Source organism: Methylomonas sp. ZR1, assembly GCF_013141865.1.
Lineage (GTDB): Bacteria > Pseudomonadota > Gammaproteobacteria > Methylococcales > Methylomonadaceae > Methylomonas.
The window spans coordinates 3143569-3159120 of the sequence record NZ_RCST01000001.1 but is presented as its reverse complement, the minus strand read 5'-3'; the positions used below and the strand labels follow the sequence as shown (position 1 = coordinate 3159120).

Genomic DNA, 15552 nt, shown 5'->3' with positions numbered 1-15552 from the left:
TGGCCGGGTCGCGCATTTTATTAGCCTTGCACGCCAAGAATCACCGCGCCGGCCTTGAATATTGCCGTGGCCGTTTGGCCTTTACGCAGCCCCAGGGTTTCCACGCTATCGTTGGTAACGGTAGCCGCAATTTTGTCGCCGCCGGGCAGGGCAATATCCACTTCGGTGTTGACCGCGCCGGGCTTGACGTCAGTTATCGTGCCTTCCAGCTGGTTGCGCGCCGAAATCCGGTAACCGCCGAAATCGGTGACGACGATCACTTGCGGCGCTTTAACCAACGCGATGACTTTCTTGCCGGTTTCGACGGCCAAGTTTTCAACGGATTCTTTGGTGATCGAGGCGACGATGGTTTCGCCGCCTTTTAAGCCAACATGCACCTCGGCGTTGACGGCACCGATGATGACTTGATTAACGGTGCCGGAAAATTGGTTACGTGCGCTGGTTTTCATAGTAATTCCTCGTGAAAAGTGGGGGAGTCTGTCTCATAACGGTATTGCGTGGAAAATTAATTGACCGCCGGTAAGGCATAGCCGTATTTCTCGATGATCGCTAATGCCGGCGGTGATTTTAGAAACGCCAGCAAAGCCTGCGCTGCCGGATTTTCGGCGCCGGTTTTCAGCAGCACCGCATCTTGCAGAATGGGAGTATGCAGATTTTTCGGAACGATCCAGCCGGAGCCCGAGCCAATTTTGCCGTTTTCGATCACTTGCGATAAAGCCACAAAGCCCAGCTCGGCGTTGCCGGTACTGATAAATTGATGAGTTTGGGCGATGTTTTCGCCTTGCACGAATAAGGGTTGCAGTTTTTCCAATAAACCTTGGCTTTTCAGGACTTCCACTGCCGCTGCGCCGTAAGGTGCCAGTTTCGGATCAGCCAGAGCCAGATGTTTGAAGTCACCTTTGCTGAGAATTTGGCCTTGCTCGTCCACATAATTAGGGTTGCTGGACCACAGTACCAACTTACCAATGGCATAAGTAAAGCGGGTGCTGGCTACCGCCAAACCGGATTGCTCCAGTTTCAGCGGGCTTTTGTCATCAGCCGATAGAAACACCTCAAACGGCGCGCCGTTCTCAAATTGGGCGACGAATTTGCCGGACGATCCGAAGGAAAGCTTGGCACTGTGGCCGCTGGCTTTTTCAAACGCCTCGGCGATTTCCGTCATTGGCTTGGTAAAGTTAGCCGCCACCGCGACTAAAGTCGTTTCGGCTTGCGCTATCGCGCTTAGCGCGGCCAGCGATAGGGCCAGAAGAATTCGGTTTAAAGCGATAAACGACATGCTATTTCTCCTTAATGATAAAGCGGCTAAAACCGTAATTGGCTCTGCACGTAAACGTAATCGACGTCGTCTTTAACAGTCGGTGCCGACGGTGCTTTTTTGGCAAATTCGCCCTTGAACAGATGTGCCCAGCCGGTTTCGAAATTTAGGCTGCTGTTGAAATCCCAACGTGCGGTCAATTCCAATTGCTGGCCGACAAAATCGCCGCTGCGACCGCTGGTATCCTGCAAACCGGCGGTGGTCCAGCTGTCTTTTTTGGATGCCAGCCAATAGAAACGATGGCTCAGGCCGAGCAGTACATCGTTGCGCGGAGCCGCAGTGATGCGGTAGCCGGGCGTACTAATATTGCTGCGGGCGAATGCGCCATACATACCGGTCGCGCCGAACTCGAAGCGCCGTGCGCCGTACAAGGTGTCGAAGCGTTGGTCTTGATTGTCGTTTGGGTTTTCGTCACCGCTGGCATAGTCGTATTCCAACGCAAAACGCGGTGACCAAGGGGCATCGAAGGTATAGCCGACATCGGCATGTTGGTACCAGGCCGCGTGCTCCAAATCGCGGCCATTGCTGGCGGCAGTACTGGAACGGACGGTGCCTAGCTGGCCGATGGTTTCGGTTTGAAAGTCGAAATTGGCTTTTTTGGGTTTCAGGAAAAATCGTACGCCGGGGGTGAAATAGCGGCGATTGCGGGTGGGGTTGCGGATGCTGTCGCCTTCGTCGAGATGATATAGATAAACTTCGCTGTTGACGCCCCAGGCCAAGTTGTACAGTTCCAAAAAGCCGCCGGAAAACCAGGTGTGGGTGTCTTCTTCGTCGAACTCGTGGACCTCGTTGAGAATATCAGCTGAAGCGGTCGGGTAGCGGTTGACCGGCATCGTTACAAAGCCGGTAAATTGCCATTGATCGTAATTCAGCAGCCGGAGTTTTACGCCGGTAAAACTGTTGATGTCGTTGCGCATCGCATTGCGGGCAATTAAGCGGCGACTGCCCAAGTTCAGCGTTTGCCGCCCCGCCACAATATCAGCGCCAATGCCGCTGTAAAACAGGTTTTGATCTGCCCAGGCCAGATAACCTTGAATAAAGTCCGCTGCATCCGCGTGGGTGTTATTCACGCCGGAACCACTATCGGCGCCCAAGGCGCGTGCATCGAGAAATTCCGCACCTATCCTGAATTTAGCGATGTGCGCTTGTAGCCATAGCGCAGTTTGCAAGGCGATTTGCTGATCTCCGCCCCGGCCGTTGGCCTTGAAGTTGCCGTCCATCGTTTCGTAACGGGTGCGTTGCTCTACAGACGCATCCAGCCATTTTGGCAGATTTAGCGAGTCGTGCAGATTCCAGACCGGCTTTTCGAATTTATCGTTGCCCAGCAGGGCGTCCTGCATCTGACTGGAAAATGCGGCCATGGGCGGCTTGCTGTAGGTTTTATTTTCCGCCGCTTCACTTACGTCAATATAGAGGCTGTTCGTTGTGATCACACTCATTGCCGTGAGAAAACAGACTTTGCGATAACGGTTTTTGGGGGCCATGGTTTACCTATTAAGCGGGTTAAATGCCTTGGGTTTATGATAATGTCCTGGCTTTTGTATGACTTTGCTATGGAGTTCATCACGGCCAAGGAATGGTGGCAGTCTACTTTTCGTTATGTACAAAAGTAAATAACGAAAAACAAAAATAACTTATTTCAATGTGGGAAATAGTGTTTGTTGCCAATCCGTTTTGTTCAAATCAGATAAATAATTGAATAATGTCTACACCAGAGAAAAATCCAAAGGCGCTAGAACTCCCTTGGCTTGAAGGTGAATTGCGTCTAGCCGGCATTTTGGATCGGCGCATGATCAGCTTGCTACGGGCAATAGAGCAAAGCGGATCTATCAATCAAGCCGCCAAACAGGCTGGATTAAGCTACAAAGGTGCGTGGCAGATGATAGAGCGTGCAAATAATCTGGCTCCGAAGGTTTTAGTAGCCACCGCGACGGGCGGCAGCAAGGGAGGCGGTACCAAGCTAACGGCGGCGGGTTTGTCCTTGCTCAAGCTATTTGCCCGCCTAGAGGATCAGCATCGCGCCCTTTTGCAGCAGCTCAATCAAAGTTTGATCGACGATCCGGATGTAATGCTTTTGTTGAAACGTCAGGTGATTAAAACCAGTGCCGGAAACCAGCTGTTCGGAACGATTGCCAAGATCCATTCTGGCGCAGTAAACGTCGAAGTATTTGTGTCATTGAAGGGGGGAGAGCAAGTTGTTGCCAGTGTGCCGTTGGCAACATGTGTAAATTTGCAATTGAAGGTAGGCGGCGACGCCGTGTTATTGGTCAATGCGCCGGATATTTTGGTGTTGGGTGATGATGATCTTGGGTTTCATGGATTGTCGGCGCGGAATCGTCTGGCTGGTCGTGTGATTCGCATCCATTTTGATGGTGTGGATTCTGAAGTGATTATCCAATTACCCAGTGGCGAAACCATTGCCGCTACTATCACCCAGATTAGCGCTGAGGCTCTTACACTCAAACCGGGCGCCAATGCGACAGCCGTGTTTAAGAGTAATGCTGTGATCTTGGCTGCATTGGTGCCTACCGGCGACTGTTAGCTAGGCCGATAAAGATATTCGTTATAAATCCTACAAATCTTAAATAATCATCATTCGATAATTGTCGCGTTTGCGACATTGTCGGGTCGCTTCGCCGCCAAACTGCCGGTTTCCGCGAATGATTCCCATCAGAAAACCAAGCAAAAACCGTCTCAACCATGGGTTTGGTGTGGTTTTAGTCGTCCTGGCAAGTGTTTTGCTTGCATGCTGTTAACGACTTTTCATTCATTACCTTTCATTGGGGATTTAAGCAGATGCTACTTGAAAAATACGACAGCCAAGGGCTTTTATGGATCACTACCTTAGTTGGCAAAACCAGCAAAGCCGGCATTTCGGCGTTTCGCGGCGACTTGGTGTTGGTCGAAGGCGAGTTGCGTGAAGGGTCGACGAATATTCGTGACCGGAAAACCCCGGAGCTGGTGATCAATCAATCAGCGATATTAGCCGACAGCGACAAAATTCTGTTTATCAACGGCTTGTTTTTCCAATTGGAGGATCTGCCGGTATTCGTTGAAAAATATAAGGATGCCTTGACGCCTGAAACCGTCACGCTGTTTTACGTGCAAAACATCGCCAAACCAACGCAAATCGTTTTAGACGGCGTTGTCTTCAATTTATTGCCGCATCAGGAAGGCATGGTTTGGAATTTGATGCTGGAAGAGCTTTATATCGAAAAATCCGATCTGAAAGGCCAATCCGGCGAAGACAAGGTCATCACTGCATATGAGGCAGCCAAGGGCTATAAAATCAAAGCCGAGCCGATCAGTTTGGAGACAGCTTTGTCGCAAACTATTGAGGTTAAAAAAGATTTAGCCGTTGGGCCGGTTTAAGTTGGGTTCCGCGGACCTTTTTTGGGGAATGCGCCATGAAAAATTTTAAAACTATTTCCGCTGTCGATTCCGAAAAGCTGATCGCTGAACAGCAACCGATGATATTGGATTGCCGCGATCTCAAGGATTATCGGGCCGGGCATATCGACAATGCCATGCATGTCCACGAGCAATTGCGCGATTCGCTGTTAAAAAAAGCCGACAAGGCCAAACCTTTGCTGATTTATTGCTATTACGGCCATGCCAGCGAGCATTTGGCGGAAATGTTCGGCGATTTTGGTTTTCAACAGGTCTACAGCATGGCCGGCGGCTATGCCGACTGGAAAGAACAGCACAAACTTTAAGGGTGACGCTATGGAACAATTATCACGAGATCTGGCTTTGCGTATTGCACTGGCTTCGCGGATTTTGCCGGGAGTAGATGTACCGAAGTTGATCGGTGTGTTGCACGAAAAAGTCGGCTCGCCGTTGGATGACGAAAAACTGAAATCGATTACCGTTACCAATCTGAAGACCGGCATCGGAAGTCTGGATGGCGAGGAAGACGGCGAAGATATTGGCATCGGTCTGGAAAACATCAAGCTGGCGGTCCGGTATTTGTGGGGCGAGGAAGACGAAGACGAGGGGCTGCCGGAAATCATGCCTTATAAAGAGGGTGATATTCCGGAATCGATTCGGGTGGCGATTGCCTCCAATAGCGGGCAGCTATTGAACGGTCATTTTGGTTCCTGTATTCGGTTTTTGGTCTACCAATTGTCCCGATCTGATATGCGCTTGATCGATATTCGCTCGACAGTGGAAGCCGACAGCGCCGATGACAGAAATCTATTCCGGGCCAATATGATCAAGGATTGCCACGTATTGTTTGTGCAATCCATTGGTGGGCCGGCGGCCGCCAAGGTGATTCGCGCCGATATTTATCCGATCAAGGAACCCGATGTGATCGATGCGGTGGAGAAACTCACCGAGTTTCAGAAAGTGTTTGACGCTGCGCCGCCTTGGATGGCGAAGGCTCTCGGTAAAAGTGCCGAGGAGCGGAAGCGTTTCGCTCATCAGGAATAAGAGGCTCTGAAATTGTGCGTCTTACCCTCTCCGTGGAGAGGGTAAGTTTTTGTTCCGCTTAGCTTTGGTCGTAATAATTCAATCGCGGAGCGTTATTGCTTTTCCATCGTTTTGATAAACGCATCTGCCTCGTTAATCGACTTTTCCATTTCCACAACCAAAGCCGATACATCCGATTTAACCGAGTCTAGCTGACCTTTTAGCGAAGCAATGGCCTGGGCATTCAGATTGTGTTTCAGATACAGCACCTGATCGCGAAATACGCTGAGTACCGGCTCGATTTTGGTTTCGGCTTTGCGCATTGCCGCTAGCAGTTGTTGATAGTGCGCTTTGGTGGCCGTCAACTTTTGCTGGCTGTTCCGTCTTAGTGAAGCATTGCTGTATTGGGTTAGTTCGGTTTCCCATTCGCTGAATAGTGCGTTGGAGACGTCCTCTATATCAGCGATGCGCTTGTTCACTTCCGCCGCTTTCTTGACGCTGGCCTCATATTCACCGTTCAGTTTGTTGTAGGTGGCTTCCAAATCGCCGCCTTTGAAATTGGTCATCACGGTGAATTGTTCGAGCGCCGACTTAAATTGTTGCTTGGTTTCCTCTTGAGTATCGCGGGCTTTTTCCACGCGATGCACCATCACTTCGCGTTTGGGTATGCCGATTTTCTCCAGGCCGCTGTAATAGGCGCTGGAGCAGGCGGCTAAGCCAAACATCAACAAAAACAAACTAAATCGTGAACTGAATTTCATAAAAGCTCCGTGGGTTGGTGGATGCATTATAAGCCCGTGTTTGTGTACTTCAACTTCGGGTGCTTACCGGGTTCTGACGCAGCTAGACTGAGTGTGGACGTTCGATTGTGAATATATTCACATATTTGACTTGGTGTTTTAAAACGCAATAAACATCAATAAGCAAACTCCAGATTTAATCAGGGTTACAGTAGATCTGGATATTGTTGAAAGTAAAATAATGCGATAGCTATTCAAAATTTATCGATTGCCGGTGGCGGATGATTCGATTTTAGGTTTTACTTAAGCCACGTTTTCGAACAGGGTATTGAAGATTTGGGATGATTTAAAAAACTATTAAACTATTAAATTGTTAATTATTTTTTATATTAGGTGGCGCAAATGAACGAATTAAAAAAAGATGTATTTATCGGTTCTGTATCATTTTTAGGTATAGTCGCTTTTGTTTCCGGGCAGTTTATATTGTCAACAATGATGTTTGGGGTGGCGGCATTATGGAGTACGATTTTATTAAATAATCGTGTGCAAGCAGTTAAGAATTGAAATTTTTTCAATATGGTCAGAGACTTGCAAGCGATATTTTTCATTATTCGCTTGTGTTCATACTCCCGCAACCTCACAGGTTTGCGGGAGTTTTTTTGCCTGGATGATATTAGTGTTAAGAGTTAGAAAATACTGCTATCGATAATATCAAGGTTGTCATCTTTTTAGATATATCTCGCATTGGTCAATCTGAGCTACGCCGGTAGATTGCGTGCGGGTTTGAATTTTTATAATTTCCTTAAAAAGCCCAGTTTCTCTTTTATTTTTATCTCCAAACCGCGTTCCACCGGAAAATAATATTGCCGGGTTTTTAACGCTTCCGGAAAATAGTTTTCGCCGGCGGCATAAGCATTTTTTTCGTCATGGGCATAGCGATACTCCGCACCGTGTCCCAATTCCTTCATTAATTTGGTCGGCGCGTTGCGCAAATGGATGGGGACTTCCAGCGAGCCGCTATTGCGGGCGTCCGCCATTGCCGCTTTATAGGCCACGTATACCGCATTGCTTTTCGGCGCACAGGCCAGGTAAACGATGGCTTGTGCCAGCGAAAGTTCACCTTCCGGGCTACCCAGACGCTCGTAAGCGTTTGCGGCGTTTAACGCTAATTCCAGGCCGCGCGGGTCGGCATTACCTATGTCTTCGGATGCCATGCGAATCACTCGGCGGGCGATATACAAAGGATCGCAACCACCGTCCAGCATTCTGGCAAACCAATAAAGAGCGGCGTCCGGATCGGTGCCGCGTACCGATTTGTGTAAAGCCGAAATTTGGTCATAAAAAATATCGCCGCCTTTGTCGAAGCGATTGGCGTGGCCTAATAGTACTTCGTCCAACACTTCCCGACTCACGGTTTCCCGACCGTCGAGGTTTTCCGCCAGGTCGGCGGCGATTTGCAAGATGTTCAGACAGCGGCGGGCATCGCCGTCGGCGGCTTTGGCGATCATGGTCAATATATCGTCTTCGATCCGCAAATCCCGACTACCCAGTCCGCGTACTTTGTCGGTCAATGCGTTGTGCAGCAAGGCTTGCAGATCTTCGGTTTCGATACTGCGCATCACGTAAACCCGCAAGCGCGACAACAAAGCGTTATTCAATTCGAACGAAGGATTTTCGGTGGTGGCACCGAATAAAATAATCGCGCCGCTTTCGATGGGGGCCAACAAGGAATCCTGCTGGCTTTTGGAGAAACGATGAATCTCGTCGATAAACACCACGGTATTCAGATTGCGGCTTTGTTTGACGTCTTCCGCCTCGGCCACTGCGGCCCGGATTTCTTTCACGCCGGCCATGACTGCCGACAATTCGATGAAATGGCAATGTGCGCTGGCGGCAATGATTTTGGCTAACGTGGTTTTGCCGACGCCGGGCGGTCCCCAAAATACCAGCGAGTGCGGTACGCCTTGTTCGATAGCCACGCGCAGCGATTTGCCCTTGCCCAGCAGGTGCTGCTGGCCGATGAAATCGTCCAGCGTAGTCGGTCGCATTCTGGCCGCAAGTGGCGCATAGGCGGTATTGTCAAAGGCGGTAGCATTCTTCATTTGCGGGGACTCGGTAAAACAAATAGGCAATGGCGGCATTTTTCTTTAGAATTGCCGACCATTTTATTGATTCTAATGCCGGATTGACATGGATTTAAAATTCTTAGATTTCGAACAGCCGATTGCCGAACTACAGGCCAAAATAGAAGAGCTGCGTAAGGTCGAACTCGACAACAATTTTGACATTTCCGAAACCTTGAAGCAGCTTGAGCAGAAATGCGAGAGTTTGACGGAAAGCATTTTCGCGGATTTGTCGGACTGGCAAATTTCGCAATTGTCCAGACATCCGGGCCGGCCTTATACGCTGGATTATATCGATCTGATATTCACCGAATTTCACGAACTGCACGGTGATCGCTCCTACGCTGACGATCCGGCCATCGTCTGCGGCATGGCTCGCCTGGAAGGTCAGCCGGTGGTGGTGATCGGTCATCAAAAAGGCCGCGATACCAAAGAAAAAATTTATCGCAACTTCGGTATGCCGCGTCCGGAAGGTTATCGCAAGGCGCTGCGGGTTATGAAGCTGGCCGAACGCTTCAAACTGCCCATCATCTGTTTAATAGATACCCCAGGCGCCTATCCGGGTATCGGCGCCGAGGAACGTGGTCAAAGCGAGGCGATCGCCCGCAATCTGTTCGAAATGTCCAAATTGCGCACCCCGATTATTTGTACAGTAATCGGAGAAGGTGGTTCAGGTGGCGCCTTGGCCATCGGCGTGGGTGATAGGTTATTGATGCTGGAATACAGCACCTATGCGGTTATATCTCCGGAAGGTTGTGCTTCTATTTTATGGAAAAGTGCCGATAAGGCCCAGTTGGCTGCGGAAGCGATGGGCATCACTTCAGACCGCGTACGTGAACAAGGTTTTCTGGATGAAGTGATCCGCGAACCCGTTGGTGGCGGTCATCGCAATTTCGAAAAAATTGCCGCCAATCTGCAAGAGGCTTTGTGCAGACATCTGAACGAACTTCAGCAACAGGCGGATAATATGGACATGCTGCTGGAAAGACGCTATCAACGCATTATGCGTTTTGGTTCGTACATCGAAGAGCCGGTCAAATAAAGCCGTCAGTTAATTTAGTTGTTCATTAAAAGGCCGAGTGAAATCGGCCTTTTTTGTGAGTAAACCATGCCCGATCTCAATTCTCAGGTCATCGCCGCTTTATTACCTGTTACGTGCCGGAAAGTTTTCGTTGCTTATAGCGGCGGCTTGGACTCGACGGTGCTGCTGGATTTATGCGTTGGCTTGCCGTCGCTCACCGGCAAAATTATTGCCGTTTATGTCGATCACGGCTTGCAAGCCGAGTCGGCGGGATGGGGTGAGCATTGTCGCCGGCAAGCAGAGCGCTTAGGTGTGGATTTTCAATTGTTAACGGTTGATGCGCGGGCCAACAACGGCGAAAGCCCGGAGGCGGCGGCACGAGAGGCCCGTTATCGGGCGCTACGGGAATTATTGGCTGTCGACGATATTATCCTGCTGGCCCAGCACCGCGAGGATCAGATGGAAACCATGCTATTGCAATTGTTCCGAGGCGCCGGCGTGTCAGGCTTGGCCGGCATGCCGATTACCAGTGCGTTTGGGAAGGGACAAATGCTGCGACCGCTATTGAATGTGGCCAAGGCCGAGATACAACGCTATGCGCAAACTCAAGGTTTGCAATGGGTGGAAGATCCCAGTAATCAAAGCAGCGATTTCGACCGCAATTACCTGCGTAACGACATTCTTCCCTTATTAAAACAGCGCTGGCCAGCACTGGATAAAACGGTTGCACGTTCGGCCGAGCATTGCGGCGACGCGGCACGGATGATAGAGGCTTGGGCGGCGCAGACCTTGCCGACGTTTTTCGATCCGACCGATGGCAGTTTCAATATCGCCGATTTATCAGCCGTCACAGCGATGCAAATGAATTGCCTTTTACGGCAATGGTTGGGCCGTATCGGGTTGAAACCGCCGAGCCAGGCGGTGTTGCAAACGCTGGTTGAGCAGTTGATTGGTGGGCGTGCCGATGCGTTGCCGCAAATTGATATTCAAGGCCATTCGATCCGAAAATATCGGCAAAAAGTGTATTGCATCCCCCTGCAACGTTTACAAAAAGAAACTCAGGCAAAGCCGTGGAACCAAGAGCAGGAGCGGATAACCTTAGGCAATGGCTATGTATTGACCAGAAGCACTGCATCGGCCGGGCTATCCAAAAGCTTGTGGAATAGTGCAATAGTGACGGTGGAGCCAAGGCGGGGTGGCGAAACGCTTAAAATGCCTGGCCGAGCGGGTCATCATTGTCTAAAAAAGCTTTACCAAGAGGCTGGGGTTCCGCCTTGGGAAAGAGAAATTCGGCCTTTGATTTACTTAAATGGCCGCTTGGCTGCGGTAGCAGGCTTATGGGTAGCGGAATGGGCTTGGCATAGCGCTACGGATGCTTGTTACCAATTGGATTGGCGAGTGCCTGAAAGCATGTAATGATAGACAACGAAAACCGTTAGGAGGTGTCATGTTGATGTTTCCCGAGATACTTCAGGCCATGATCGTGGGCATGATGGTTGCGATTCCGGCGATCCTGATCTATAAAAAAGCCGGGCTAAACCCAGCGTGGGCGGCGTTAGTGTTTTTGCCGATCTTTGGATTATTGATGGTGTTTTTACAATTGGCCTTCCAAGAGTGGCCAAATGCAAAGCAGGAGCGTTAGCCATGGAACTATTTTTTGTGTTGTTACCGGTGTTCATGTTGTTTTGCCTGTGGTTGGGTTATCGGATTTTGGAAAAAGCCGGATTCGACGGGCGTTGGACCCTAGTTTTGTTGGTGCCGGTGCTTAACATCATCATGATTTGGGTGTTTGCATTTAGTACTTGGCCCAAGTTACAAACTGGCGTAGATCAGGGCTTATAAGCAACTGCCTGACATGACCCCAAAGACCCTCGGCAAACTTCCGGCGATTTTTATTCCGGTGGTGTTATTCATCGTATTTGATACGGTGGCGCTAGGGCTTAATTTTTGGATTTCCGCAAAGCTGGAAAAAAGCGCGGTGGCTATTAACTTGTCCGGCCGCCAGCGCATGTTGTCGCAGCGCATGACCAAATCTTTGCTGATGTTACATGTTGCGCAAACCGACGCGGAGAAGCACAGCGCTTTTAGCGAATTTTCCGATGCCGTCGATTTGTTCGATAAAACCTTAAACGGATTTTTGCAGGGCAGCATGACCAGTAGCGGTGATGGCAAACCGGTTTATCTGGCTGCCACCGAAGCCCCCAATACGCAAATGATTACGGTCTCGGCGTCCCAGCTTTGGACTTTGATCCACAAACGTTTATTGCCGGTTGAACAAGGTGGTGCAGGGGTTGATGTCGAGGTTTTGCGGCCGGCATTAAATACATTGTTGATGCATAACTCGCAATTGCTGGGTTTGATGAATGAACTTACTACAGCATTGCAGCAGAACGCTACCAAGGAAGTGTTCTACTTGCGTACCTTGCAAGCTAGTCTGTTATTACTGGCGCTGTTGAATTTTGCTCTGGTCTGCAAACGTTTGCTGGCGCAAATCAAGCAATCGCAGGGCAATGTTCAGGCCTTGCGCAATATTATCGATTCCATCGAGACCGGTATCGTTTTGTATGGCCGAGACGAAAGTGTGCTTTCCGTCAATAAGGCCGCCAATCAGTTGTTCGGATATGGCGATCAGGTCTTGATCGGCAAGCCTTTAAAAGAATTGATTGTTGCGGACAATGCTCGAATGCTGGGGCTACGGCGCGACAATTCCACCTTTGTCGCCAAAATCAATACCCAAACCCTGTTCGAGTTTAACGATCAGATTAGTTTGTGCACTATTACCGATGTCAGCGAGCAGGAGCGCAAGGAAAAACAATTAATGCATTTGGCGTTTCATGATCAACTCACCGGTTTGCCGAATCGTGGTTTGTTGATCGAGCGCTTGCGGCAAGACTTGCTGCGCGCCAAGCGCGATTCGACATTTTTGGCAGTACTGTTTTTGGATTTGGACGGTTTCAAGGATGTCAACGATGAAATGGGGCACGATGCCGGCGATGAGTTATTGCAAGCCGTGGCTAGACGTTTTGAACAATGTTGCCGTGAAGTCGATACCGTCGCGCGTTTGGGCGGCGATGAGTTCGTATTCGTGCTAACGTCGCTGCACTCGGTGTTGGCGGCCAAGCAAGTGGCGCTAAATGTGTTGAAAGCGATCAATCAAGCATTTTTAATTCATGGAAAGACTGTCAAAATTGGTGCCAGTATCGGCATTGCCATGTATCCCACCGATCATTTCGAAGCCGAATTGTTGATTAAATGTGCTGACGATGCGATGTATCTGGCAAAGCAACGTGGCAAAAATCAGTTGGCGTTTACTGCCGAATCTCGTTGATGTTTTTCAATAATCGAGATACCTGCTCAGCTTGCTTTGGCAATTAAAAAGGCAATTGCACCATAAAACTGTTAGAATTTGCCGCTTTTCGACCCCCTTGCTATTGCTTAACAGGGCGCCAAACGTTCATGACAAAATTCATATTCATCACCGGCGGAGTGGTTTCATCCTTGGGAAAAGGGATAGCCGCTTCATCGTTGGCAGCCATCTTGGAAGATCGCGGCCTGAAAGTCACTCTCACCAAACTCGATCCTTACATCAACGTCGATCCCGGCACCATGAGTCCGTTTCAACACGGCGAGGTGTTTGTGACGGAGGATGGCGCGGAAACCGATCTGGATTTAGGCCATTACGAGCGGTTTTTAAAAACCACGATGGCCAAAAAAAACAACTTCACTACCGGCCAGGTCTACGAGCAAGTCTTGCGCAACGAGCGCAAGGGCGAGTATCTGGGCGCGACGGTACAAGTTATTCCGCACATTACCGACGAAATCAAACGCCGCGTCTATGCCAGTGCCGAAGGTACCGATGTGGCCTTGATCGAAGTCGGCGGCACGGTTGGTGACATCGAATCCTTGCCGTTTCTGGAGTCTATCCGGCAAATGGGCGTGGAATTGGGCAGAGACCGGGCGGTATTTATCCACCTGACCTTGGTGCCTTACATCAAGTCGGCCGGCGAGATTAAAACCAAACCGACGCAGCATTCCGTCAAAGAACTGCGCACCATCGGCATCCAGCCGGATATTCTGATTTGCCGTTCCGAGCAGCCGATACCGGCCAGCGAACGCAAAAAAATCGCCTTGTTCACCAATGTCAACGAAAAGGCGGTTATTTCCGCAATCGATGCCGATACCATTTACCGCATCCCTTTATTGCTGCGCGAACAAGGCTTGGACGACATCGTCGTGGCTCAGTTACGCCTCGACGTGCCGCCGGCTGATTTGTCGGCTTGGGAGAAAGTGGTCGATGGCCTGACTCACCCCACCGATGAAGTCAATATTGCCATTGTCGGTAAATATGTCGATCACACCGATGCCTACAAATCCTTGAATGAGGCTTTGATTCACGCTGGGATCCACACCCGTCACAAGGTGCAAATCACTTATATCGATTCCGAAACCATCGAAGCCGAAGGCACCGCAAAGCTGAAAGATGTCGATGCGATTCTGGTGCCGGGCGGTTTTGGCGAGCGTGGCGTGGAAGGCAAGATTTCTACGGTACGCTTCGCCCGCGAAAACAAGATTCCTTACTTGGGAATTTGTTTGGGCATGCAGTCCGCGGTTATCGAGTTTGCTCGCGATGTGGTCGGTTTGGAAGGTGCGCATAGCACCGAGTTTTTGCCGAATAGCCCGCACCCTATCATCGGTTTGATTACCGAATGGATGGATGAAGCCGGGCAGTTAAACGTACGCGACGAAGACTCCGACATCGGCGGCACCATGCGTTTGGGTGCGCAGAAATGCCGCTTAAAATCCGATTCGTTGGCATTCGAGTTGTATCAAAAGGATGTCATCACCGAGCGCCATCGCCATCGTTACGAATTTAACAATCAATATTTGAAGCAATTGGAAGCGGCGGGTATGCGTTTCTCCGGTAAATCGCTGGATGGCCGATTGGTGGAAATTATTGAGCTGCCCGATCATCCGTGGTTTTTGGCCTGCCAATTCCATCCCGAATTCACTTCGACACCGCGCAACGGTCATCCGTTGTTTTCAGGCTTCGTCGAAGCGGCCGCCAAACACAAGAAGCACCCTCTAGGGGCATAAACAAGGTTAGATATGCAATTATGTAATTTCGAAGTCGGCCTGGATAAGCCGTTTTTCCTGATCGCCGGTACTTGTGTGATCGAAAGCGAACAAATGACGATGGATACGGCCGGCAAATTGAAAGAAATAGCCGACGAGTTGGCTATCCCGTTTATTTATAAATCCTCTTTCGACAAGGCCAATCGTTCGTCATTGGGCAGTTTTCGCGGTCCGGGTCTGGAAAAAGGTTTGCAGATTCTGGAAAAGGTTAAGCAACAATTGCATGTGCCGGTTTTGACCGATGTGCATGAAGATACGCCGCTAGAAGAAGTTGCGGCGGTGGTGGATGTATTGCAAACCCCGGCATTCCTGTGCCGCCAGACCAATTTCATTCAAAGCGTCGCGGCTTTGGGCAAGCCGGTCAATATCAAAAAAGGCCAGTTTTTAGCGCCTTGGGATATGGCCAACGTCGCCGCCAAAGCCAAAGCCACCGGCAATCAGCAAATCATGGTTTGCGAGCGCGGCGTGTCGTTTGGCTATAATAATTTGGTTTCGGACATGCGTTCGCTGGCCGTAATGCGCGACACCGGCTGTCCGGTAGTATTCGACGCCACCCATTCCGTGCAGTTACCTGGCGGGCAAGGCAATGTGTCCGGCGGTCAGCGCGAGCATGTGCCCGTATTGGCGCGCGCCGCAGTCGCCGTGGGTATCGCCGGACTGTTCATGGAATCGCATCCCAAACCTGAAGAAGCGTTGAGCGACGGCCCGAACTCCTGGCCCTTGCACCGCATGAAAGAATTATTGGAAATGTTAGTAACGATAGACCGGGCTGTTAAATCCACCAGCCTGATTGAAACCACACTATAG

17 protein-coding genes are annotated in these 15552 nt (G+C 50.1%); 12 read left to right on the top strand and 5 right to left on the bottom strand.

Annotated features, from left to right (window positions below; translation table 11 throughout):
* Nucleotides 1–20: 20 nt before the first annotated feature.
* From DDY07_RS14260 to DDY07_RS14250, 3 genes are read right to left on the bottom strand one after another with little or no spacing between them, the layout of a single operon-like run.
* Entirely contained in the window at nt 21–449 is a 429-nt protein-coding gene (locus tag DDY07_RS14260; protein WP_171696341.1) for a molybdopterin-binding protein, read from the bottom strand.
* Between the two features lie 56 nt (nt 450–505).
* On the bottom strand, nt 506–1276 hold the full coding sequence (gene modA, locus DDY07_RS14255; protein ID WP_171696340.1) for a molybdate ABC transporter substrate-binding protein: 771 nt from the start codon (nt 1274–1276) through the stop codon (nt 506–508).
* A 26-nt stretch (nt 1277–1302) separates the two neighbouring features.
* Nucleotides 1303–2799, bottom strand: coding sequence for an alginate export family protein (locus DDY07_RS14250; RefSeq protein ID WP_171696339.1), 1497 nt, complete (start codon nt 2797–2799; stop codon nt 1303–1305).
* A 218-nt stretch (nt 2800–3017) separates the two neighbouring features.
* Between DDY07_RS14250 and DDY07_RS14245 the strand changes: the two genes are divergently transcribed.
* From DDY07_RS14245 to DDY07_RS14230, 4 genes are all read left to right on the top strand, one after another.
* On the top strand, nt 3018–3857 hold the full coding sequence (locus DDY07_RS14245; protein WP_171696338.1) for a TOBE domain-containing protein: 840 nt from the start codon (nt 3018–3020) through the stop codon (nt 3855–3857).
* A gap of 254 nt (nt 3858–4111) precedes the next feature.
* Nucleotides 4112–4687, top strand: coding sequence for a hypothetical protein (locus DDY07_RS14240; protein WP_171696337.1), 576 nt, complete (start codon nt 4112–4114; stop codon nt 4685–4687).
* A 35-nt stretch (nt 4688–4722) separates the two neighbouring features.
* On the top strand, nt 4723–5031 hold the full coding sequence (locus tag DDY07_RS14235) for a rhodanese-like domain-containing protein (protein WP_033157021.1): 309 nt from the start codon (nt 4723–4725) through the stop codon (nt 5029–5031).
* Nucleotides 5032–5041: 10 nt separating this feature from the next.
* Nucleotides 5042–5749, top strand: coding sequence for a dinitrogenase iron-molybdenum cofactor biosynthesis protein (locus DDY07_RS14230; RefSeq protein WP_033157020.1), 708 nt, complete (start codon nt 5042–5044; stop codon nt 5747–5749).
* 92 nt (nt 5750–5841) lie between these two features.
* On the opposite strand, the gene DDY07_RS14225 is transcribed toward DDY07_RS14230, so the two are convergent.
* On the bottom strand, nt 5842–6489 hold the full coding sequence (locus DDY07_RS14225; protein WP_033157019.1) for a DUF2959 domain-containing protein: 648 nt from the start codon (nt 6487–6489) through the stop codon (nt 5842–5844).
* A 381-nt stretch (nt 6490–6870) separates the two neighbouring features.
* Here DDY07_RS14225 and DDY07_RS14220 point away from each other — a divergent pair, with 381 nt between their 5' ends.
* Complete coding sequence (locus tag DDY07_RS14220) at nt 6871–7032, top strand: hypothetical protein (RefSeq protein ID WP_165385922.1); 162 nt, start codon at nt 6871–6873, stop codon at nt 7030–7032.
* Nucleotides 7033–7259: 227 nt separating this feature from the next.
* Here the strand turns inward: DDY07_RS14220 and DDY07_RS14215 are convergent, their stop codons facing one another.
* Nucleotides 7260–8570: a replication-associated recombination protein A gene (locus DDY07_RS14215; RefSeq protein ID WP_171696336.1), complete on the bottom strand. Its 1311-nt coding sequence runs from the start codon at nt 8568–8570 to the stop codon at nt 7260–7262.
* Between the two features lie 88 nt (nt 8571–8658).
* On the opposite strand from DDY07_RS14215, the gene accA reads away from it, so the two are divergent.
* From accA to kdsA, 7 genes are all read left to right on the top strand, one after another.
* On the top strand, nt 8659–9633 hold the full coding sequence (accA, locus tag DDY07_RS14210; RefSeq protein ID WP_171696335.1) for an acetyl-CoA carboxylase carboxyl transferase subunit alpha: 975 nt from the start codon (nt 8659–8661) through the stop codon (nt 9631–9633).
* Nucleotides 9634–9699: 66 nt separating this feature from the next.
* Entirely contained in the window at nt 9700–11028 is a 1329-nt protein-coding gene (tilS, locus tag DDY07_RS14205) for a tRNA lysidine(34) synthetase TilS (RefSeq protein ID WP_171696334.1), read from the top strand.
* A 31-nt stretch (nt 11029–11059) separates the two neighbouring features.
* Nucleotides 11060–11254 carry a hypothetical protein gene (locus DDY07_RS14200; RefSeq protein ID WP_171696333.1) on the top strand — a complete coding sequence of 65 codons (195 nt, stop codon included), beginning with the start codon at nt 11060–11062 and terminating at the stop codon, nt 11252–11254.
* Between the two features lie 2 nt (nt 11255–11256).
* The gene (locus DDY07_RS14195; RefSeq protein WP_171696332.1) at nt 11257–11454 is read left to right on the top strand and encodes a hypothetical protein; all 198 of its coding nucleotides are present in this window, start codon (nt 11257–11259) and stop codon (nt 11452–11454) included.
* A gap of 13 nt (nt 11455–11467) precedes the next feature.
* Entirely contained in the window at nt 11468–12940 is a 1473-nt protein-coding gene (locus tag DDY07_RS14190; RefSeq protein WP_171696331.1) for a diguanylate cyclase, read from the top strand.
* Between the two features lie 128 nt (nt 12941–13068).
* Nucleotides 13069–14706, top strand: a complete 1638-nt coding sequence (locus DDY07_RS14185) for a CTP synthase (protein WP_033158830.1) — start codon at nt 13069–13071, stop codon at nt 14704–14706.
* A gap of 12 nt (nt 14707–14718) precedes the next feature.
* A complete protein-coding gene (gene kdsA, locus DDY07_RS14180) occupies nt 14719–15552 on the top strand; it encodes a 3-deoxy-8-phosphooctulonate synthase (RefSeq protein ID WP_171696330.1) in 834 nt (277 codons plus the stop codon).